Here is a 21,260-nt window from a genome sequence, read left to right on the forward strand (position 1 = left end):
CAGAAGGAAGAACCCCATGCGTCTCCCCGTCCGGCACATCAGCGGCCACCTGATCTGGACCACCGCCGCCACCGTGTGGGCGGTGTGGCGCGTCGACACCGAGAACTACACCCACGCCAGCAAGTCCACGAAGCGCGAGCGGCTCGACGCCCTGGAGTCCCTCTTCAAGTCCCTGCGGGGCGAGGCCCTCCTGCTCAGCCTGTGCCCGAGCGTCGACGCCGCGTCGGTCGTCACCCGCATGACCGCCGGCGTCGACCTCGACGCCTCCCCCGAGTACGTCGACCTGGCCCTCAAGGTCCTCGACCAGCTCCAGGACCTCGAACTCACCGGCCGCGTCGACTTCCTCGCCGTCCCCCTGCCCCACCTCGACTTCAAGCAGAGCACCAAGGCCGTCTTCTCCTCCCTCCAGGTCGAGGTCATGGGCGCCCTCGGCCTGCCGGTCGCCCCGATCTCCCTCGCCGAGGAACGCCAGCGCCTGGAGCAGGCCAACCGCCTGGCCGCCGGCTGGCCCTCCGGCATCAAGATGCGCCCCGCCACCGAGGCGGAAATCCTGTGGATCTACGGGCACAGCGCCCGCCGCGGCCTCGCCGAGCCGCTCCTGCCCGAGGACGGCGCCCCGCGCGCCCTGCGCGGCCGCGGCCACACGGTGACCGCCCACACCCAGGTGATCCTGGACGAGGGCGGCCGCGGCACCCGCGCCTCCAAGGGCCCCACCAACCCCTTCAAGCGCCGCTACCTGCGCGCCACCAGTGAACACGGAGACTCCTACCAGGCGTTCTGCGTTCTCTCTGAGATGCCGGAAGCCTTCCGGTTCCCCGGCAGCGAGTACCTGGCGGCGCTGGACGAATTCAACTTCCCCGTGGACTGGGCCGTCCGGCTGAACGTCGAGGCCGGCTCGAAGGCGGAGCCCAAGAGCCGGCGCCAGCAGCGCGAGCTCGCACACCAGCGCGGCGAATACGACGGCGAGACCTCCGGCGTGCCGGCCTCGCTCGACAAGGCCTCCTTCGCCTTGGACGAGTACCGCGACCGGCTCACCGCCTCCAGCACCGAGGTAGAGATCCGCGCCACCGTCGCCACCTGCGTGTGGGGCACGACCCCCGAGGAGGCGGACGAGAAGGCGACGTCGCTGGCCAACCACTTTGGCGGCAACGACTACACGCTCGTGAGGCCCACCGGCGACCAGGTCGCGCTCTTCCACGGAATGCTGCCCGGCACCAAGACCCCGGGGCCGATGCTCGACTACACCCAGTACCTGCTGGCCAGGGACTTCGCCATGTCGATGCCGTTCTGCGGCGCCGGCCTGGGCGACGACTCCGGCAGCCTCTTCGGCCTCCAGCTCAACGGCGGCGGCGTCCGCCCCGTACTGGTGGACTTCTCCCACGGCCCCCGCGTCAACGCCTCCGCGTCCGCCGCGTTCGTCGGCGAGCTCGGCTCCGGAAAGTCCGTCGCGATGAAGTGCGCGATGTACAGCATCCTGACCACCGGGCACCGCACCGGCCGGCGCAACTCCCGCGGCCGCGCCCTGGTCATCGACCGCACCCCGCAGCAGGAATGGTCGCGGTTCGCGCTCGCGTGCCCCGGCACGACGCAGATCATCAACGTCGACGAGAACGCCGGCGTCAGCCTGGACCCCCTGCGCGTCTTCCGCGGCCCGCGCGCCGCCCGCTACACCGAGTCCTTCCTCACCCCGCTCCTGGACATCGGCTCGATGAGCATCGAGGGCATCACCCTCGCCGAGGCGATCGAGGCCACCCGGCTCGGGCCCAAGCCGAGCATGACCGCGCTGATGAACACGCTCGCCGGTCGGGCCCGCACGCCCGACCCGGAGGAGCCGAACGACAACGCGGTACGCGCCGCCGCCTCCGAACTCGTCCGGAAGCTGCGCTCGCTGGCGAAGAAGGACCTCGGCCGCACCATCTTCGACCCGACGCTTCCGGTCGTGCGGATCACCGACTCCGACAGCATCGTCTTCGCCGTCGACCGCCTGGGCCTGCCCACCAAGGAGGAGCTCTCCGAGCACCGCCTCCCGAGCCTGGAGGTCGAGAAGCGGTTCGGCTGGCGGCTGATGTACCTGATGACGGCTCTCTGCCGCGAGATCGCGTTCGCCGACCCGAACGAGTTCGCCGGCGTCTTTCTCGACGAGTGCTGGTGGCTCACCTCCTCCGCCGAGGGCTCCAACCTCATGCTTGAGCTCATCGCCGACGGCCGCAAGCACAACGCCGGTGCCTTCGCCGGCAGCCACGACCCCTACGACATCGGCCCCAAGTCCGAGATCGGCGACAAGATCCGGGCGCTGCTCAGCCACATTTTCGTCTTCCGCCACCGCGGCAAGGCCCTGGCCGCGCGGTGCCTGGAGTTCCTCGACCTCGACCCGACCGACGACGAGATGCTCAAGGTCATCACCGAGAACCTCTCTCCGCTCAACGTCAGCGAGACCGAGCGCGCCCTGCGGGCCGGTGAAGGCCTGTATCGCGACCTCCGCAAGCGCATCGCGGGCATCAAGGTGCTGATCCCTGCGGACGAGAACGCGGCCGCCGCGATCACGACCACACCCGGGCAGGCCACCGAAGAGGACGACGAGGCCGTGGAGTTCGCCAAGGCGGACGGAGCCCTGGCATGAGTCGCATACAGGGAAGGGGCATCAAGCGGCGCCTTGGTCTGATCGCCGTTCTGCTGGCCGTGTTCACCGTGGTGCTGGCCCCTGCGGCGACGGCGGACCCGTCGCCGTCGCCCAGCACGTCCGCGCCGGCCGCCGGCCCGGCCGGCAAGAACTTGAACCAGAAGCCCAAGGACGGCAGCGACGGCCTCCTCCAGCCGTTCAACGTCACCGACAAGGACGGCGTCCCGATCAGCTCCTACACCGTCAAGACGGACACGGGCGGCTGGAAGGACATCGACCTCAAGATCTGGAACATCGTCGCCCAGCTGCTCTTCGGCGTCTCGAAGTGGGTCATCGGCTTCACCTGCTGGCTGATCAAGTGGGCGCTGAACTTCGGGCTGGCCAAGGTCATGGTCGGCCCCGTCGAGGACATCTCCAGCACCATTAAGAGTCAGGTCATCGACAGGCTGGGGCTCCCCGGCCTGTTCCTGACGTTCGCCGGCTTCTACTGCGGCTGGCTGATCCTGTTCAAGGAGCGCTCGCGCGGCTTCGCCGAGATCGGGGTCTCCTTGGTGGTCGCGGCGCTGACCACCACCGTGCTGGTCTCTCCGGCCCAGGTGCTGCTCGGCCAGCACGACCAGGCGCAGCCGCAGGGCTCCACCATGCTGCTCTCGGAGGAAGGTCTGCTGGGGAAGTCGAAGGACTTCACCCTGGAGGTCGCCTCCATCGTGCTGGCCGACGACCCCGCGAGCGCCCAAGGCAGCGCAGACCCCAACAACGTGGCCAAGCCGATCACCGACGCCCTCGTCGAAGCGTTCATCGTCAAGCCCAACCAGCTCATGGTGTACGGGCAGACCTTCGACGGAGCGTGCGACAAGGCGTTCCGCGAGTTCAAGCTCGCCGAGTTCAACCTCGACCAGCTCGGGGTGAACTACTGGGAAGCCGCGATGATGGACTCGGTCTACGACACGAACTTCATCGGGCAGCTCACCGAGAACTCGGAGAAGTTCGAGGCCGCATGCGGGGACGTGAAGCCCAAGGCCAAGCGGGCCTCGGCCGACCTCGCCTTCTCCGCTCTGTTTGTCGCGATCGCCGCCGTCATCGTGGCCGTCCTCATGATTCTGGTTACCGGCACGTTCCTTACCGCGCAGGGCTGGCTGGCCTTCGAGGCGATCCGCGGCCACTGGGCCCTCACGGCCGGCATCCTGCCCGGCGGTGGCCGCGCCACCCTGTGGCGATGGTGCTCCGCGATCACCAAGGCCGTCCTGGGCATCATCATCGCCATCCTCTTCCTGGCGATCTTCATCCTGATCATCTTGGCCCTGATCGACGCGGACACCGGCGACGTCCTCGCCGTGAAATTCATCGTCATCGACGTCACCGCCGTCGCCGGTCTGGCCGGTCACAAGCGCATCAAGCAGACCGCCCAGAGCATCGCGGTCAACCTCAATCGCAAGCTCGCCAACGCCCGCGTCGGTGGTGCCGGCCGCCGGTCCGTGTTCAGCAGCCCCGGCCGTTACGCCGAGACCGCCCCCGGCCTGAAGCAGATGTGGGGCGAGGCCCGCGGCGAGGCCCGGCGCGTGAGCAGGCCCGTCGGCCAGGGCCTGAAGGCCGCCAAGAACACCTGGGTCGGTTCGCCGCAGGCCAATCGCAAGGCCAGCCGGCTGCGGACCGCGGCCCGGCTCGCCACCAACGCCGCCGCGGCCGTCGGCACCGGCGGCGCGAGCACGGCCGCGAAGGTGGCGGCGCAGCAGGCGGCCAAGCAGACCCTGAAGAAGCGGCTTGCCACGGCCGCGGCGAACAAGATGTCCCAGACCCGGGGCGGTAGGGCCACCATGGCCACCGGCAAGGCGGCCGCCGCCACCGCCAAGTACGGGGCGAAGGCGACGAAGTTCGCCTTCATGGCCACCGTCGGCGCGCCCGTGGGCGTCCCGCGCGGCGTTGCCGCTACCAAGCGGGGCACAGCTGCGGCCACCGCCCGTGCGGGGCAGGTGCGCGACCAGCTCAAGGCCGTCAAGGAACGCACCGTCGACAAGAAGGTCCAGGAGGCCAAGGACTTCGGCGCCGAGTACAAGCGCAACGTCGCCACGGCCGGCAGGTTCGTCGCGCAGCAAGGGACGAAGGCGCAGGTCAACCTCGGCTTGGCACAGATCCAGTCGAATGGCAGCACTACGAATCCTCCCGGCCCCCGGGCCGGCGCCATCGCGCCGAAGACCCCCGGAGGCGCGCCGTCGGCGGCCGGAGCCAAGACGCCTGGCAAGCCCGCGTCCAAGTCAGCCGGCGCGAAGACACCAAGTTCGATGAAGCCCCCGGCCGCCGGGCCAACCGCGGTGCCGAAGATGCCGACCCCGCCCACCCCTGCGCCGCCGACACCGCCGGCTGCGAAGAAGTCGACGCCGGCCAAGCCGCCGGCTTCGCCCCGAGCCATCCGGCGCGCCACCCGGCCGCCCGGCCCGCCCAGGCCCCGGCCGTAACCGGACTGCGGCCGGGGTCCACCAGGCCCCGGCCGCCCAGATCACCGCACCAGAACCACCTCACAGGGGACCCCCATGCCCAAAACCGATGTCGCGCTTGTCCGCGCCCAGCGCGGAACGATCGCGCTGTTCGCCGCTGCGGCGGTCCTGGCAGCTATCGGTGTCGCCCTCTTCCTCGGACTCGGTGATGCCGATCGTTCCGCGGCCCCGCACTCCGCTCCGCGCACAGCCATGCCCTCGGCAACCACCGGGAGCAGCTCCGGCAGTGCAGACCCGGCGACAGCATCGCCCGTCGCCGAGCCGACCGAGTCTCCCGCCACCTCGGCGCCGAGTCAGCTGCCCGCTCCCATGCAGGAGGCAGCCCGGGCCTTCACGACCGCGTGGGCAAGCCACGACGCCCGCCCCGGTCACGACAGCACGTACGGCGACGCGTCCCGACGTGCCGCCGCCCTTGCCGACGGTGATCTCGCCGATGACCTGCGCAGCCACACCAGCGGCAGCGCCGGCGGGCGGCAGTGGCAGGACTGGAAGGACCGCCAGGTCCAGGTCACCGTGACGGTTCTGCGGGTCTCACTGCCGGACGGGGCGCCCGCCCCCACCGAGGACTCCGGCTTCGCCCGTGTGCTCTACAAGCTGACGGAGACGCCAGCCAGCGGCCCTGCCGTCGCGTCGGAAGAGCACGTGGCCCTCAAGCTCCGCCGTACCGCCGACGGGAGCTGGCGCGTCGTCGGGTTGCCCAATGTCTGAACAGGGCGAGCCCAAAACCCTGCGCCGAGTGCTGATAGCGGCCTTCCTCTCGTGCCTGCTCGGTCTCGGTCTGATCATGGCCGCGGTGCTGGCACTGACGTCGGCGATCGGTGAGGACAACACCAGCGACGCACTGGAGAACGCCGGGTTCGGCGGCGGCCTGTCGGACACCAAGGACATTCCCGACTGGCTGCGCCCGATCATCCTGGACGCGGTACGGGACTACGGCTGCGCCGAAGTCACACCGTCCCTGATCGCCGCCCAGCTCTACCAGGAGTCCACCTTCCGCAAGAACCCACCCGACGGCGGAGCCGGCGCACTGGGCATCGCCCAGTTCATCCCTTCCACCTGGGCAACAGAAGGCATCGACGCCAACAAGAAGGGCGGCGCGGATCCGCTGGACCCTGAGGATGCAGTCCCGTCGATGGTGTCTTACGACTGCAAGCTCGCCGATGAGATCCGCAGTGTGCCCGGCGATGTCGTCGACAACATGCTCGCCGCCTACAACGCCGGCGGGTACAAGGTGAAGAAGTACGGCGGGATCCCGCCTTACGAGGAGACCAGAAGGTACGTCCGCGAGATCCGCGACCGGGCCGAACGGTGGTCGGCGCCGATGGACGGCAAGGTCTCCGGCGGTCTCGACAAGGTCGTCGCCGGTGCCAGAGAGGCCCTCAACACTTCCTACCTGTTCGGCGGCAGTTGCAAGCCGAACTTCACCGGCGCCAACCGGTGCGACTGCTCCAGCCTGGTCAAGTACGCCTGGAGCAAGGTGGGCGAGAACCTCCCCCGCAGCACCTACGACCAGGTGAAGATCGGCAGCAAGGTGAAGTCGGTGAACGACCTGCGCCCCGGCGACCTCATCTTCTCCGACGGCAGCGCCTCCAGCCCGGAGCACGTCGCCATGTTCATCGGCGGCGGAAAGGTGATCGACGCGCCGCACACCGGCGCCAAGGTCAGGATCAAGCCCCTGTCGTACTGGAAGGACCGGATTCTGATCATGAAGCGTCCGGACTACACCGAACCCGCCACCGGCGGCAGCTCGGGCGGTTGGGTCGCCCCGGTCGCCGACAAGCACATCGGCACCGGCTACCGGGTCTCAGGGTCGATGTGGTCGAGCGGCTACCACACCGGTATCGACTTCCCGGTGCCCACCGGGACCGCGATCCGTGCGGTGGGCCCGGGAACCGTGGTCACAGCCGGCTGGAACAGCGCGTACGGCTATCAGGTGGTGATCAAGCACGGGGACGGCATGTACTCGCAGTACGCGCACCAGTCCTCGCTGGCCGTGGTCGACGGCCAGAAAGTGAAGGGCGGCGACCGGATCGGCTACTCCGGCGCCACGGGCAACGTCAGCGGTGCGCACCTCCACTTCGAGATACGCACCGGGCCCGAATACGGATCGGACATCGATCCGGTGGCCTACCTCCGTGGTCACGGCGTCAAGATCTGACCCGCCGGCCGGCGTCATGTGCCCTTGCGAGGGGTCGTGCCGCCGGCCGGCGCAACCTCGCGAAGAAATTCTCAGCGGAGTGTCACACCGAGCCGGATCTCGACACCTGTAGCAGGTGAAAGGCCCGTTTGCTCTCTGGAGGTGCCGCTGTGCTCCCGACTTCCCCCGTGCCCGCTCCGGCCGCCGCGGCACCGCCGCTCGCCTCGTCCTCAGGCGGTGAGCGATGAACACGACCGATCTCGTCAACGGCGCGATCGGCTTCCTTGGGGACCTTCCCGGCCATGCCGAGCGGCTGACGGACACGGTGATGGCCAACGCCTGGTGGGTCGCGCTGCTGGCCCTTGCTGTCGGTGGTGCCGCTGCCGCAGTCCGCTGGGCCCTTTCCCGCGGCCCGATGTCCGAGCGAACGGCTCTGGAGGTGCTGCCGACCACGGGCTTCGACCCGAATCCGGAGGAGGTCATCCGCTTCGGACACCAGATGGCCCGCGCGCACAAGAGCGTGTCGCGCTGGCTCGTCTCCTCGACCCGCACCAGTGCTCTGCGTGTCCGCTTCACGTGCTCCAACGGATCGCTGTCCATGAGGGTCGAGGGCCCGGACCGGGCGATGTCGGTGCTGCGCCACCAGGGCTACGCCCAGGTCGAGATGCGGCCCGTGGAGGCAGACGGCCGTGCTGCGCGCGAACGGCCGCAGATCCGGCTCGGCTCCTGACGCCCCGCGACCCACACCACAGACAGGTAGATCATGACCATCGCACCAGACACGACCGACGCTCCGCCCGTCGATCTTGCCAAACCGGAAGCGGACGACCGCGGCAAGTCGGCTACCCGGGAGATGCACTACGCCCGCGCCGAGCTCGCCCTTGCCCTCCCCGACCACCTCGCCCTACGCGAAGTGCCGCTCACCCCGGATCCGCTCGAGGCACTGGCCAACGCGGTAGCCGACGTCCGCGAGGACCTCGGCGAGAGCGCTGACGTTGTCCTGGACCTCGTTCCCGTCACTCCGAACCGTGTCAGCAGCCGCCGTCGGCGCCTGCTGGCCCATGCCCGCCGTAACCCCTCCGACGGGCCCGCCATACCCGGCATGCCGCAGCAGCGCACCAACCGGTTCGGCTTCGACCTCGGACAGGTGATGTCCGAAATCGCCACCGAGATGAAGGGCAACCAGGGCGGTGGCGCCCGCCAGCGCCCGCACCACCAGCAGCGTGCCCACCGCGTCACGGACATGAAGGCCGCCATGGGCAAGCTGGTCCCCGGTGCCGAACCCGTCTTCTCCATGCAGCTACTCGTCCGCACCTGCGCACGCGACGAGTACCGGGCCCGGATGCTGCTGGACCAGGTCCTCGCCGCTCTGGAGCCGTGGTCCGGCGACAACCACCTCCGCCCCGTCGGTCTCCACCTCGGTGTCACCCGCGTCCGTGCGGACCACTGGATCTATCGAGGCAAGTTCGACCGCCGCTTCGAGACCGGGCTCTTCGTGCCGCGCCGGCACTCCTGGGTGACCGCGCAGGAGATCGCCGGGCTGCTCAAGCCGCCCACCAAGCACAACATGGCCCCGAACATCACCCGCTCGGGCGGGGTCGTCCCGCCGCCCCCCGCAGCGCTCCCGACGTGGACGGGCCAGCGCGGTCTGCTGCCCCTGGGGTGGGTGACCAAGTCCGGCGGCGGGGAGCGTCTCGCCGGCGTCCCGCTGAAGTACCTGCTCTTCGCCCTCTTCCTCGGCAAATCCGGCTTCGGCAAGACCGAGATGTCGCTCGTGCAGGCGATCGCGATCGCCCACGGCGGGTTCGGCGTGCTCTTCCTCGACCCCCACGGTGACGGGTGGACCCGTGCCCGGCCGTACCTTGCGCACAAGGAACTGGCCGACCGAATCTGGGAGATCGACCTCACGAGCCCCGAGCTCGACAAGATGGTCGGTTCCTGGAACCCGCTGTCCATGGAGCGCCGGCGCGAGGCCGAGATCCCCGACATCGTCCAGTACATCGTCACCGGCTTCTCTGCCGCAGTGGGCTGGAACGATGCCTCAGCCCGCGCCAAGACCATCTTGACCCGGGCAGTGGAATCCCTGGTGTACCTGTCGTGGCAGGTTTGCCGGGCCGGACGGCCGGACCTGGCCCCCACTGTCTTCCAGATCCGCACGATCCTCACCGACGACGTATGGCGCATGACTGTTCTGCCGTACCTGCCAAAGGACGTGCGGGACTTCTGGGAGCAGACCTTCCCGGGGTACTCCAAGGAAGCCATTCCGATCGTCATCGGCATCATCGAACGGCTGTCCTCTTCCAACGCCGTCAAGGCGTTCCTGGGATCGAGCCGCTCGACGTACGACATCCGGCACGCCATGGACACAGGGAAGATCGTTTTCGTCTGCCCTGCGGGCACCGGTGACGTCGACCGCATCATCAGCTCCCTGCTGGTCTACGACCTCTTCCGCGCCGGCCTCTCGCGACGCGACACCGCGCCTGACCAGCGGCGCGACTTCTACGCCTTCATCGACGAGTTGACGAGCGTGGACGGCGCGGCCAAGGGCACCCTGGCTCAGATCACCGAGCAGTTGCGCAAGTACAACGTGAAGCTGCTTGCCATGACGCAGATGGCGCAGCGGTTGAGCCCCACCACGAGGCAGGGCCTGCTTCAGAACCTGTCCATCCTGTCGACGACCGCCTCCGACGTCGACGAGGCCGCTTTGGTGACCCGTCGCTGGGGCAAGAAGGTCGCCTCCGACACCATCGTTCAGCTCAACCGGTACAACTACGTGATGTCCGTGACGCTCGAAGGCGGCACGACCGATCCTTTCCGTGTCCGGGGCGCCTCGGTGGAGGACCTGTACGGCGACTACTACCGGCCGCAGAACGAGGAGCGGCTGGCGCGAGCCATCGACGAGAACCTGCAGCGGCGCTCGGTCCGTGAAATCCTCGCCGACCTGCGCCGCCTGGACTGGCGGCTGCGCCGGTTCATCGTCACGCTCGACGTCCCGCCGGACGACGACCCCGACGTCGACCTGCCGCCGGACGAGCCCGACTTCCGCGAGACCGCACCGCGCGCCCCCCAGGGCCCGAACGGACCGGCCAACGGCCCAGCGTCCGGCGGCGGGGCGGCCAAGCCGCGGGTCCACGACAGCGAAGGCCCCGTCATCAGCGGCACGGACCCGGCCCCGGCCGGTGAAGCCCCCGACAACGTCCACCCGATCAACCCCAACCAGTCGAGGCTCGGATGACTGTCCCCCCTGTCGAAGCTGCCGCACCAGCACCCACGCGCAGCTTCCACGCGATCGGCACTGAGGTCCTGGGGCTGCTGTATCAGCACCGGGTGCTCTCCACCCAGCAACTGCACGTGCTGCTGACGCTGCCCGAGAAGCGGCCGGCCCGTCCCGTGTACCTGCGCTGGCAGCTCGGCGAGCTGCACCAGGCCGGGCTGGTCGGCCGGATCCGGGCCCAGGGACCCGGCGGCCGCGGGCGTGTGCGGAGCCAGCCCTTCCTGTGGTTCCTCACCGACGCCGGTGCCGCGTCGGTGGAGGAGGCCGGAGAGTTGCCCTCCCGGCCGTACCGGGTCTCGCCCGAGTCGGTCGCCGGTGCCCGGCAGGCGCACACGCTCGGCGTGAACGAGGTCGGTGTTGCCTTCGTCGAGTGGGCGCGCCGGCTCGGTCACGAGTGCGGTCCGCTGGACTGGACCCCAGAGGTCGCCAACCGGATCCGTGACGGGCAGCGCCGCTTCGAGGACGACCACGTCATCAGCGACGCCGTCCTCAACTACGTGCACGTGGAGCGTGGTGGCCGACGCACGATGCTCAGCTTCTTCATCGAGTTCGACCGCGCCACGATGACCTCCGCGCGGCTCGCCGCAAAGTTGCAGGCGTACGGCCGGCTGTACGAATACGTTCCGCAGAGCGCGGACCGCAGGCGCCGGACCGTGAACGCGACCCGGCCGGCGTGGATGTACAACTACCCGGTCTTCCCCCGAGTGCTGGTGATCCTTGATGCGGCACCGCCGAAGGCCGGGGAGCCCGACCGGCGCCCGCAGCGCCTGGCCGCGCGCACCGAAGACCTCTACACGCGCGCCAGCGCGGATGTCCGCCTCGGCCGGCTCAAGGGTGACATCAGCATCGGCGTCACCACCCTGCAGCAACTCCAGGAGCACGGGCCCTTCGCCCCGATCTTCACTCCGCTGCTGCGCGGCACGCCGTCTGCCCGCCCTGCCCCCACCGACCTCTACCTGGCCACGAAGTGACCGGCCGCGCCCCGCGGCCCTGAAGGAAGCAGCGCCATGACCAGTACCTCGCTCGCGGCTCCGCCGGACGGCGGGAGCATGATCCGGCTCACCGAGATCCTGCACCGCAGCGTCAAGCTGCGGCAGCGGCGATTCGAGATGCTGCCGCTACGCGGGCAGGGTGCGCCCTTCACCGAGCCCCACGCCCGCAACCCCTCCGACTCACTGCCTCCGTCCGAGCTCGCCGACCTCATCTCCTCCATGTCCGTCATCGGCCTCCTGGAGCCGGTCCTGGCCGAGGAGATCGTCGTCGACGGCAAGGCGCCGACGATCCGCCTGGTCACCGGGGAGCGCCGCCTGCGCGCGATGCGCTGGGGCGCCGTCAACCGGCCGGACAACCCGCACTTCCAGGCGCTGCCGGCCGTGGTCTGCCCGGGCCCGCTGTCCGAGGAGGAGCGCCACATGTGGCGCTTCGTCGAAAACTTCGCCCGCGAGCCCCTCCGCCCGGGCGAGCAGGCTGCCGCATTGCTGTACCAGCGATGCGCCATCCTCGTCGGCAAGCTCCTGAAGGCCGGCAAGCCCGTGCCGCAGGAGGTCTACGCGATTCCTGACCCGGCCGAGCGGTTCCTTGCCCTGGAGAAGATCCGCGGCACCGACAGTTCCTGTGCCGCCCCCTGGAGCGAGGTGCTGGACCGTCTCGGTCTGCAGCTCAACGAGCGCAAGGCCGGCGAGCTCGTGCGGGCCTTCCGCGCGCTGCCTCGCGACCTCACCGAGGAGATGGACGAGGCCGCAGTCCGCCTGAACACCCGGATCCGGTTCGCCGAGCTTCGCAACGGCCGGGCCCAGGCCGCCGAGGGCATCTGGGCGGCGCTGAAGTCCACCAAGCGGCTCCACCTGCTGCCGACCGCCGTGAACGTCGGCCTGGAGGAGCCCGAGCTCGGGCCAGAAGAGATCATCACCGAAGCCGAGGAGCGGCAGGACGCGGCGAACGCCGACCGCCGGGCGAAGCTCACCCGGGTCCCCACCCGGATGGAGGGCCAGGAGGAAACCGAAGAAGGCGACGACGCTGCTGCTTCGCCCCTCGGCGTGGACGAAGCGGCAGCGACCGCGGAGCCGGACAGGCCGTTGCAGCCTGCGGCGCCGGCACCGGAAGCCGCCCCAGAAGCGATGCCGGCCGACGCCGCCCCGAGCCGTCCGGCTGTGGAGCCCAACACGATCCGCACCGCGCTGGACGGCATCCGCGGGCTGCTGGCCGAGGTCCGGGCCGGCAAGGAGATCGCGCGGTACGACCGCGGCTCCCTGCGCCTCGCCCTGCGCGAGCTCCACGCCCATCTCAACGACGCGTCCGCCGACGGCGCGACGGACGACGACGCAATCACCGAAGGAAGCGAAGCAGCATGACCAGTGTCTCCTTGCCCATCCCGACCGTCGGCGTTCCCCTCCCGGGCCGCGGCTGCGACTGCAACAGCTGCGCCTTCTACGCCGGACCCGACGGCCGGGGCGGTCCGGCCACCGTCGAGCCCTTGTGCACCGGCCAGAACTCGGACTGCCGGTTCTGCGGGTGCTCAGCAGCCGAGGCCGACGCACCGGCGAACGCGTGCGTGACCCGCAAGTGCCCGATCCGGTGCGGGAGCCGGACCGACATAGCCGGGTGGATGGCGGACGTCGGCGGCACCCTGACCTTCGACGACATCAGCGTCGACAGCACGCTGCCCGCCGGCCTGCCGTCCTTCATCCCCATGACCGACGGCTCCGCGGTCACCAAGCTCGACGCCAGCCTGAACTGGCCGGCCTACGGCGTCGGTCTGCGGCGCGTGTTCTCGCCCGACACCCACACGCTCTACAAGCGGTTCACCGAGCAGACCGCCCGCCAGGCCCTCGCCCTCAAAGACCACCAGAAGGCCGTGCTGGTCGGCTACGGCGAGGACCCGCTCGTCGAGGCCTTCTGGACCCGCCGCGGCACCGACAGGCTCATCGAGCGGATCGCCGAGCAGGAGTGGGACCTGGTCCTCTCGTGCAACTACAGCATCTACGGGGACTGGCCGCGCACGGAACACCTGCTCAACATGCGTCGATCGCTCCTCCTCGCGCAGGAGTTCGCCGAGGCCGGCGTGAACGTCGTGCCGAACTGCTATTGGTTCCGGCTCGAGGACCTCCAGCGCTACGTCTCCTGGATCGAGGACACCCAGCCAGCCGCCATCGCCATCAACGTGCAGACGGTCCGCGACAACGCCGACTGGGACAGCTGGGAGCGGCCCGGTCTGCACTTCCTGGCCGAGAACCTCCCCGAGGACATGCCGGTCTTCCTCACCGGTCTGTCCCGGGCCAACCGCATTGCCGAGATGGCGCAGATCTTCGGCCCCCGGCTGACCCTGATCTCGCAGAACCCGCACCAGTACGCCCTGCATGGCGCGATCATGACGGCCAACGGTCGCGAGGACGTCCACGCCCGGAGCGAGGACGCCTTCGCCGCTACGGTCCAGTACATGGCCTCGCTCCTGCCCGGCCGCTGAAAAATTCTTCGCGCGCACTGTCACACCGGCGGCTCCTCCCACACCTGTAGCAGGTGAAAGCACCTTTGGGAGGAGCCTCCGTGACGACCGAACCTGACACCACTGAAACCCAGACGGCGGAGCCGTCGACGGCCGCTCCGGCCTGGCGACTGTGGATCCTGCTCGTCTGGCACCCCGCGCTCGGCCTCCCCGTCGACCCCGTCGCCGTGCTCGGCCTCGACGAGAGCCGCCAGCCAGCCGAACGGGTCGTGCGCTGGGTCCCCCTCGTCTACGAGTCGGCCGCCCCCTGGCGCGAGCGCCTCGGCGAGACCACCACCAGCCAGGACATCGAGCGCTGGATCGCGCAATCCGGGGGCACGTGCTCGCTCGAACCGGCGGACGTTCCGGAGGGCGCGCTCGACCTCACGCACGCAGCCGACCTCGTTCTGGACGGACTGCTCGCCGAGGTCTTCCCTGCGCTCCCGCCGCGCGGTGATGTCTGATGGGCACCGGCAGCAAGTCCTCGCACGCTTCCTACGCGGTGGGACCCACCACGGCATCTGAGACCGACGATGTGGTGGCCGAGGCGCCTGCACAGGCGATGTCCGATGAAGAGGTCCAGGCCAAGGCCGACCTCATAGTCGCGATGGACCTCATGGGGGAGCTCGCCGACCCGCCGTTCGCCCTCGATCCCGAGGACGAGGTCCCGACGGACCCCGTCGAGCGGTACGACCTCTTCGTCGGCCAGGTTGAACAGGCTCAAGACGCCATCGAGAAACTGAAGGAGGCGGGCGCTTCCGACGAGGAGATCGAAGCCCACACCAAGGCGCTGAAGGCGCAGACCCTGGCCTACCTGAACTCGCTCGACGAGGATGACTTGCGCGAGATCGCCGAGGCCAAGGGCTTCGAGCACCCCGCTCTTGTGGGCCTGTCCGGCAAGGGCCAGCACCCCCTCATCCACTGGCTCGACCCTGCATACCCGGGCGACATCCCGTCCAAGGCGAAGATCCAGGCCGCCGCGCTCAACCGGTACAACGAGCTGCTCGCTGGCAAGACGGTCGGTGGAATGACGCTGGCCGACCTGCACGAGATCGAGGGCACCGACCCGCCCCTCAGTGGCGGCGCATGGAAGGCCACGCCGGACGAGGTCACGGCCTCCGCCCAGGCAGTAACCGCGTCGATCGACGCCTGGACCGACGCGTCGAAGACCTACGGGCCCCAGTGGCAGGGGAAACAGGCCGAGGCCCTCCAAACGATGCTCGCGGCCGAGCAGAAATTGGCCTCGGCCGACTGTCCTGAGCTCGGCGAGGACCTGGCCAAGGCCAAGGCCGAGGCCAAGTTGGCGGTTGACGAGGTCCTCACCCATAAGTACATGCACCCGAAGGTGGTCCAGCCCTCGGTGCAGGAGGCTCTCGCTACTGGCCAGCTGAGCGAGACCGAGGCGACGCACCTCAGTGGCCAGCAGCTCGTGACACTCATGCGGCCGAACACACCCGAGAGTGAAGTGGAGTCGCTGAAGGCCGTGGCGGCCAAGCGACAGGAGCAGCTGTCGAACCTCGACGCCGGGTACGCCGCGCACATTGCGGTGGCGCCCGAGGGCGGGCAGCCCCTGAACCTCCCGTCGGCCGGCGACCCGGGCGCACCGCAGACGATCGCCGCCTGGGCGAAGAACGCCGGCGACGTCCAAGACATGCAGATGGCCGTGAAGGGCTGGTACGCCTACACCCAGCAAGGGGGTGCCAGCGACACCCCGTACGCCGAGCATCCGGCCCTCGGGCCAGGGAAGTACCTCCACCCCAGCGATCTGACGAACGACTTCAAGGCGTGGGCCGCGAAGCAGAAGCTCTCCGACCTGCGCGGCGTCGCGGCCGAGCTGGGGATGGACAACAACGCCAAGGCCACGCGTGCCCAGGTCCAGAACTACATTGCCGCGAGCTTCAACGAGAAGTACGACCAGCAGGCGATCAAGGACAAGGTCACTGCGGACGTCGCCAAGAAGGAGGCGGCCAAGGCCGCCAAGGCTGCGGCCGCGGCAGCGCCTTCGATGAAGCCCGACGGCGGCTTGGCCTCGGACGAGGCGGTCCAGGCCCTGGCGAGCAAGCTGCCTGCGAATGCCACCGGCTCCGGAGCGAAGCCGGCCACTGCTGCGGCGAAGCCGCTGAAGGCGCCGAAGCCGGGCTCCTTCAACGCCAACGTCCAGGCCATGATGGCAGCAGTCCAGCACGCCAAGGCGACCCACCAGGACATGCCGGCCCGCGTGGACGCCAAAGAGGTCGCCAGCTGGGCCTTCGGCCCCGGCACCACAGCGTCGAACCTCGGCGGAACGTACGCCAAGACCATCCACGCTGCGCCCGACGGCTCGCAGTGGATGTTCAAGGCCGACCACAACCACGGCGGTGCCCTGGGGCACACCGAAGCCGCCGCGTCCCACGTCCTGTCGCTGGGTGGCGTGCCGGCTGTGCCGGTGTACCACCACAAGAAGGCCGACGGAACGGTCGGCTCTATCCAGCCGCTGCTCAAGGACGCCAAGCCGTTCACTTCCAGCCCGAGTCAGTGGACACAGTCCCAGGTCGACGCGATCGTCCGGTCGCACGTGGGGTCGTGGCTCGTCGGCGAACACGACGGTCACCAGGACAACTGGCTGAGCACGCCCTCCGGCGGCCTCGTGCAGATCGACCGCGGCCAGGCCTTCAAGCACTTCGGCGCGGACAAGCTGTCGGTCGACTACGCCCCCAGCGGCGGGGGCGGGTTCACTCCCGTCCACCAGAAGCTCTACCAGGCAGCCCTGGGCAGTGGTCTCGCCAGCGGGGTCAAGATCAACCCTGCCGCCGCGCACCCGGTGATCAAGAAGTTCGAGTCCATGCCGGACGCACAGCTGCGCTCCATCCTGCACTCCACCGCGCACGAGGGCGCCAAGAGTGGCGTGGCGTGGGTGCCGCAGATGCGCAGCCGGGCAGCGAAGGCACTGAAGATCCCGCAGTCCCAGGTCAGCAACGACCAGATCGCGACCGCGTTCCTGGACCACGCCGTAGAGAGGAAGAACAACTTGCGCCAGAACTTCTCCGACTTCTTCGTCAAGCAGCTGGGTCTGCCCTCCGGCGCCTCCCTCAAGCACGGCGGTGGTAACTGATGGGAACCGGATCCAAGTCGAGCCACCAGAGTTACGCGGTCAGTCCCACCGCGCTCGCCGAGGCCCCCGCTGCCCCGTTGGACATCACCGGCGCGCCGGCAGCGGCCGAGGCGGCAGACCTTGCGGGCGCGGCCGTGGGACCTGCGGGGGACCCCGCGTTCGAGGTGCCGGAACTGCCCGAGCCGCTTGTCGAGTCGGCTCCCCCTGCGGAACTTCCGGCCGGCGACGACCCGCTGGCGGAGCTGGACACGCTCGTGGGCACCGAACCCGAACCGGAACCCGAGCCGGCCGTGTCCGCCGCACCGCCGGAGGAGGAAACCGCAGAGGCGTCTGCCGAGGCCGAGGGCGTCGCAGCCGAGGGAGAGCTGCAAAGCGGCGGTGAGGAGCCGTCTGCGGAGGAAGCCGTGCTGCTCCAGGCCGAGGACATCGAGGAGGTCCAGGAGGAAGAGGAGGAGGAGGAGACGGACCCGCCGCTGACGCCGGTTCCGGCGGCGCCTCCGGTGGGCGAGCCCACTGGTACGCCGATCCTGGTGGGCGGCGACGACTTCATCAACTCCGAAGCAACCCTGGTCGCCTACGACTCCTCGGACGGTCCACGGGAGGTGCTGCTCACGCACATATCCGAGGAGGCCGAGGAGAAGCTGCTCGATGCGCTCAGCATCCCCGGCACGCACATGGAGGAGATCCAGGTCGAGGAGGAGGTCAAGGAGCGACTTGACCTCGACAAGCAGAAGAAGCTGGCCGAGCTGACCAAGACCGCCATCAGCTCAGTGCAGCACAAGCTGAAGACCGGCTCCGAGATGTCGGAAGCATCGATCGCCAAGCACCAGGCAGCCTACGACGCAGTCGCCGACGTCCTTCACAACCCGTCGATCAGCGACGACGAGAAGGCCATGGCCCTGCACTACCTGCACCAGCTGAACGTCGTGAAAGACAAGATCGACAACGGTGGGGCGCCCATGCCGTGGATGGACGCCTACGAAGTGACCTCAACCAAGATGGTCACCAAGCAGATACCGGTGCCCGACGGGGATCCGGAGCCCGGCACGCTCGCCGCGACAGTCCGCAAGGCGAGCCGGATCAAGGCAAACCTCGACCCGGCGACCGGGCAGACGTCGTGGGACGGTGTCACCCGCTCTTCCGCCAACGGCACGGAGTACGAGATCGACATGGGCGACGGCTGGAAGGCCGTCTACCGCCCGTACAAGGACAACGACCCGGCGAACACGGAGTTCTCGCTGCGGGGACAGCTCGAGGTCCACGCCCCTGCGGGCGCCGGCCACGGTAAGGACCTCGTGGAGCGGCTGGAGCAGCTGCACCTGATGAACAAGCCGATGACCGCGGCAGAGGGGGAGTGGACGTACCTGGCGAACAACATCCGGGCCCAGGGGTTGGAGGGCTCGGCCGGCATGAAGGGCGCCATGGAGACGGCCCAGGGTCTCCAGGATCTTCAGGTCCAGGAGATCGTTCACCAGCGCATGGAGTCCCTCATGGGTCTCGACAGCGACGCCCTGCAGACGGCGATGAAAAGGATCCACCTGGAGGCATCCCACAAGGTGCTGCCGATGAAGGTCGAGGTCGTCCGAGACGCCGTCGCAAAGGCCTCCGGATTCGCCAGCGGCGCCGAACTCGCGGCCAGCCCGGGCTACGAGCCGACGCCGTCGACCGGCGGCAAGTGGCTGACCTGGTCCCGCTTCGACGTGACCGGAAAGAAGGCGGAGGTCCAGGGCGCGTTCAAGGGCCGGTCGCTGACCCACAACCTCAACGGCGGCGATCTCGCCAGTCTCCTCGGAACGGGGGTCCTGGCCTCTACGGAGAAGCGTGCAGTGATGGGCATCGGTGGCGGGCTCGGCATGAGCGAGCAGTCCGACAAGATGACCGGTGGTGCCAACTCGGTGTTCCTGCGGGTCAAGAAGACGCCCAGCTCCCCGGGTGGAGGCCGGCTGATCTGGGACGACCCAAGCGTGCTCATGCAGCGCAGCGACTACTACGCCTACAACGGCGACCACTACGGCGCCATCAACCCCGCGCACCACAACTACAACGCCGGGGCGATCACGCGGGACCCGATGAAGATCGCCAAGTTCTCCGGCAGCAGCAACGAAATCATGTTCCGCAACGGGATCGACCTACTCGGGGCCGAGGCCCCCAGCCGAATCGTGTGCCACACCGCCGCGGAGCGCAACAGCATCCTCGCTTCCCTCACCTCGCGGGGCATCACCCAGCTCGGCGGGAAACCCGTCGAGGATGTCCTGTGCACGGAAGCCGACTACTAGATCTGACCAGGAGCGATTCGATGACAGCAACACAGCAGCAGTGGCGCCAGCGGCTCTCGGACCTCGTCGCGGGCAACCACAGCCCGACCGGCGACCCAGTGGACGCCGGCGCGCGCCTGGTCGTGTCGGACCCCGACGGGACGGAGGTCTTCCGTGCCGCCCTCGCCCGGCACCACCGCTACGAGGACGACGGCGACCAGGTCATATGGATCAGGCCCCTGGTCGGCGGCCAGGACACCGGGAGCGGCTACCTGTTCAACCTCGGCCTGGCCCGGCGGCGATCCCTTCCGGTGGCGCGTGCTGACGTCGTGGACGACGGAGTGGAGATAGACCTGACCACAGGGCAGAAGGCACGGATCGAGCCGGCCGACGGCCCCGAGCTCGAGCAGCTCACCCGCTGGGACGACTTCACCAACCGTCTCTCCCCGGAGGAGGACGCCGCACTGGGTCGACTGGATGCCGACTCCTGGCACGGACGCTATGCGTGAACGGCCCCGTCGCCGGTGCCGAAGAGCGACGGCGGGGCGTGTTGGCATGATGTCCCCGCGGCCGACGGCCGAGAAGACCACTGGCTGGCCCCCACGCGGGGATGGCCGGCTGAACGACCCGGCCGAAGAGCCGGCCCGCACTCGAGAGGAGGAGACCCATGGCAGACCGAGCGCACCCGGTGACCGAGCAGCGGCACGCTGACCTGCGGAGCCCACTCCTGGAACACGAGCGCGACCTTCCCGTCGACGTGAACTGGCTGCGCCGGCGCGCCAAGCTGTTCGCGACCGTGTCCGGGCGCGACTTCCACCTCGTCACCGATCTTGTGGCATACGCCTCGATCAGCGGCATGCCCTACCTCTCGCACTACGCCGCCCAGGTGTATCTGGGCCCGAAGACCGCACGGCTGCGGGTGCCGTTGATGGCCATCAACCTCAAGCTGGTTACCACGCGCGAGGAGGCCGATCGCGCCCTGGCGCACGAGACCATGCACCTGGTTGTTCCGTCGTACGGTCACAAGGCGGCCGCCTTCGCCCGGGCCCAGCTCTTGCTCGACCAGGTCGGACAACTCACCGCCGCGCCGGCGTAGACCCGCGGCAACCCGGCCGGCCGCCGCCGCTCCCCCTGTACGTCTTCCCGGGCAGAGCAGTGGCTGGCCGGCCACCCCTTCACTCTCAATGTTGCGTATTCTATTTCCAATATGTACTGTGATCTGTGTCGGGCGGAAGTTTCCGCCGACCGGAGCCGCTGTTCGCGGCCTCCGAATCCAGTCCCGGTGACCATGACGCGCGCCAGTGTGCCGATCACGGGCCGGTCCTTCTTCTCGGAGACGCCATGCCGAGCACCATGAGGAAGCCCTTCAACCCCATCGAGGCCGCAGCCGTCAAGGCCGCGGTGGAGCGCGCACAGACCGGTCAGGCCAGCCAGATCGGCCCGGACCCGGCCCTCCACAGCCATGACGCCGAGCTCCGCTGGGTCGAAGCGGTACTCCGCCACCGCCTCTCGCTCCACTCCCTTGGCCGCCCGATCGGTATCCGCACCAGGGACGACGACACCCACCCGCTGGTCGTGGACGGCGTGCACTTCCCCGCGGTGGCCCTGTCCATCTCCTTCGCGGACAGGACGCTGGACTTCCTGGCGACCTATGACGACCGCCGCCGCCTCGTCTTCGACCTCCTCGCCCCGTGCGCCCTGTGCGGCAAGCCGGTGCCCACTGAGGAGATCAACTCCCTGGGAGACCTGGGCGACTACCTCCTCCAGTCCCGTGGGCTCGGGGGGTCCGCCCGCCAGCGCACCTCCCCCGCGCACGCCGCCGACTGCCCCGCACGCGGCGACTGATCGCGCTTCCCCCTCCCCCAACGGGCGCCCCCGGCTGAATACAGCCGGGGGCGCCCTGCATGGAG

At 69.3% G+C, this 21,260-nt stretch carries 15 protein-coding genes; all 15 read left to right on the forward strand.

What is annotated here, in order from left to right:
• The first annotated feature begins 16 nt into the window (after window positions 1-16).
• The 15 genes from RI578_RS40670 to RI578_RS40740 all read left to right on the forward strand — a co-directional run bounded on the left by RI578_RS40670 (window position 17) and on the right by RI578_RS40740 (window position 21,195).
• Window positions 17-2,620: an ATP-binding protein gene (locus RI578_RS40670; RefSeq protein WP_310876045.1), complete on the forward strand. Its 2,604-nt coding sequence runs from the start codon at window positions 17-19 to the stop codon at window positions 2,618-2,620.
• Window positions 2,617-5,073: a hypothetical protein gene (locus RI578_RS40675; RefSeq protein WP_310876046.1), complete on the forward strand. Its 2,457-nt coding sequence runs from the start codon at window positions 2,617-2,619 to the stop codon at window positions 5,071-5,073. Before RI578_RS40670 ends, RI578_RS40675 begins: the two co-directional genes overlap by 4 nt.
• A 75-nt stretch (window positions 5,074-5,148) precedes the next feature.
• Window positions 5,149-5,820: a hypothetical protein gene (locus RI578_RS40680; protein WP_310876047.1), complete on the forward strand. Its 672-nt coding sequence runs from the start codon at window positions 5,149-5,151 to the stop codon at window positions 5,818-5,820.
• Window positions 5,813-7,270, forward strand: a complete 1,458-nt coding sequence (locus RI578_RS40685) for a peptidoglycan DD-metalloendopeptidase family protein (RefSeq protein WP_310876048.1) — start codon at window positions 5,813-5,815, stop codon at window positions 7,268-7,270. Before RI578_RS40680 ends, RI578_RS40685 begins: the two co-directional genes overlap by 8 nt.
• A gap of 223 nt (window positions 7,271-7,493) precedes the next feature.
• Window positions 7,494-7,979: a hypothetical protein gene (locus tag RI578_RS40690; protein WP_310876049.1), complete on the forward strand. Its 486-nt coding sequence runs from the start codon at window positions 7,494-7,496 to the stop codon at window positions 7,977-7,979.
• Between the two features lie 33 nt (window positions 7,980-8,012).
• Window positions 8,013-10,484, forward strand: a complete 2,472-nt coding sequence (locus tag RI578_RS40695) for an ATP/GTP-binding protein (protein ID WP_310876050.1) — start codon at window positions 8,013-8,015, stop codon at window positions 10,482-10,484.
• A complete protein-coding gene (locus RI578_RS40700) occupies window positions 10,481-11,494 on the forward strand; it encodes a replication-relaxation family protein (protein WP_310876051.1) in 1,014 nt (337 codons plus the stop codon). The genes RI578_RS40695 and RI578_RS40700 overlap by 4 nt, the downstream gene beginning before the upstream one ends.
• A gap of 36 nt (window positions 11,495-11,530) precedes the next feature.
• Window positions 11,531-12,874: a ParB N-terminal domain-containing protein gene (locus RI578_RS40705; protein WP_310876052.1), complete on the forward strand. Its 1,344-nt coding sequence runs from the start codon at window positions 11,531-11,533 to the stop codon at window positions 12,872-12,874.
• A complete protein-coding gene (locus tag RI578_RS40710; RefSeq protein ID WP_310876053.1) occupies window positions 12,871-13,986 on the forward strand; it encodes a DUF4417 domain-containing protein in 1,116 nt (371 codons plus the stop codon). The genes RI578_RS40705 and RI578_RS40710 overlap by 4 nt, the downstream gene beginning before the upstream one ends.
• Before the next feature lie 80 nt (window positions 13,987-14,066).
• Window positions 14,067-14,468 (forward strand): hypothetical protein, encoded by a 402-nt coding sequence (locus RI578_RS40715; protein WP_310876054.1) that lies wholly within the window; start codon window positions 14,067-14,069, stop codon window positions 14,466-14,468.
• Entirely contained in the window at window positions 14,468-17,095 is a 2,628-nt protein-coding gene (locus RI578_RS40720) for a hypothetical protein (RefSeq protein ID WP_310876055.1), read from the forward strand. Before RI578_RS40715 ends, RI578_RS40720 begins: the two co-directional genes overlap by 1 nt.
• Window positions 17,095-19,371 (forward strand): hypothetical protein, encoded by a 2,277-nt coding sequence (locus tag RI578_RS40725; protein WP_310876056.1) that lies wholly within the window; start codon window positions 17,095-17,097, stop codon window positions 19,369-19,371. Before RI578_RS40720 ends, RI578_RS40725 begins: the two co-directional genes overlap by 1 nt.
• A 20-nt stretch (window positions 19,372-19,391) precedes the next feature.
• On the forward strand, window positions 19,392-19,859 hold the full coding sequence (locus RI578_RS40730) for a hypothetical protein (RefSeq protein WP_047181645.1): 468 nt from the start codon (window positions 19,392-19,394) through the stop codon (window positions 19,857-19,859).
• A gap of 158 nt (window positions 19,860-20,017) precedes the next feature.
• Entirely contained in the window at window positions 20,018-20,446 is a 429-nt protein-coding gene (locus RI578_RS40735) for a hypothetical protein (protein WP_047181644.1), read from the forward strand.
• A 245-nt stretch (window positions 20,447-20,691) separates the two neighbouring features.
• A complete protein-coding gene (locus tag RI578_RS40740) occupies window positions 20,692-21,195 on the forward strand; it encodes a hypothetical protein (RefSeq protein ID WP_310876057.1) in 504 nt (167 codons plus the stop codon).
• The last annotated feature ends 65 nt before the right edge of the window (window positions 21,196-21,260 follow it).

This window comes from Streptomyces sp. BB1-1-1 (assembly GCF_031597775.1).
In the GTDB taxonomy this organism is placed as follows: Bacteria; Actinomycetota; Actinomycetes; order Streptomycetales; family Streptomycetaceae; genus Streptomyces; species Streptomyces thinghirensis.

Bases quoted from the DNA above. Each gene is read 5' to 3' on its own strand.
- RI578_RS40670 (WP_310876045.1), top strand. From the start codon at position 17: ATGCGTCTCCCCGTCCGGCACATCAGCGGCCACCTGATCTGGACCACC.
- RI578_RS40675 (WP_310876046.1), top strand. From the start codon at position 2,617: ATGAGTCGCATACAGGGAAGGGGCATCAAGCGGCGCCTTGGTCTGATC.
- RI578_RS40680 (WP_310876047.1), top strand. From the start codon at position 5,149: ATGCCCAAAACCGATGTCGCGCTTGTCCGCGCCCAGCGCGGAACGATC.
- RI578_RS40685 (WP_310876048.1), top strand. From the start codon at position 5,813: ATGTCTGAACAGGGCGAGCCCAAAACCCTGCGCCGAGTGCTGATAGCG.
- RI578_RS40690 (WP_310876049.1), top strand. From the start codon at position 7,494: ATGAACACGACCGATCTCGTCAACGGCGCGATCGGCTTCCTTGGGGAC.
- RI578_RS40695 (WP_310876050.1), top strand. From the start codon at position 8,013: ATGACCATCGCACCAGACACGACCGACGCTCCGCCCGTCGATCTTGCC.
- RI578_RS40700 (WP_310876051.1), top strand. From the start codon at position 10,481: ATGACTGTCCCCCCTGTCGAAGCTGCCGCACCAGCACCCACGCGCAGC.
- RI578_RS40705 (WP_310876052.1), top strand. From the start codon at position 11,531: ATGACCAGTACCTCGCTCGCGGCTCCGCCGGACGGCGGGAGCATGATC.
- RI578_RS40710 (WP_310876053.1), top strand. From the start codon at position 12,871: ATGACCAGTGTCTCCTTGCCCATCCCGACCGTCGGCGTTCCCCTCCCG.
- RI578_RS40720 (WP_310876055.1), top strand. From the start codon at position 14,468: ATGGGCACCGGCAGCAAGTCCTCGCACGCTTCCTACGCGGTGGGACCC.
- RI578_RS40725 (WP_310876056.1), top strand. From the start codon at position 17,095: ATGGGAACCGGATCCAAGTCGAGCCACCAGAGTTACGCGGTCAGTCCC.
- RI578_RS40730 (WP_047181645.1), top strand. From the start codon at position 19,392: ATGACAGCAACACAGCAGCAGTGGCGCCAGCGGCTCTCGGACCTCGTC.
- RI578_RS40735 (WP_047181644.1), top strand. From the start codon at position 20,018: ATGGCAGACCGAGCGCACCCGGTGACCGAGCAGCGGCACGCTGACCTG.
- RI578_RS40740 (WP_310876057.1), top strand. From the start codon at position 20,692: ATGCCGAGCACCATGAGGAAGCCCTTCAACCCCATCGAGGCCGCAGCC.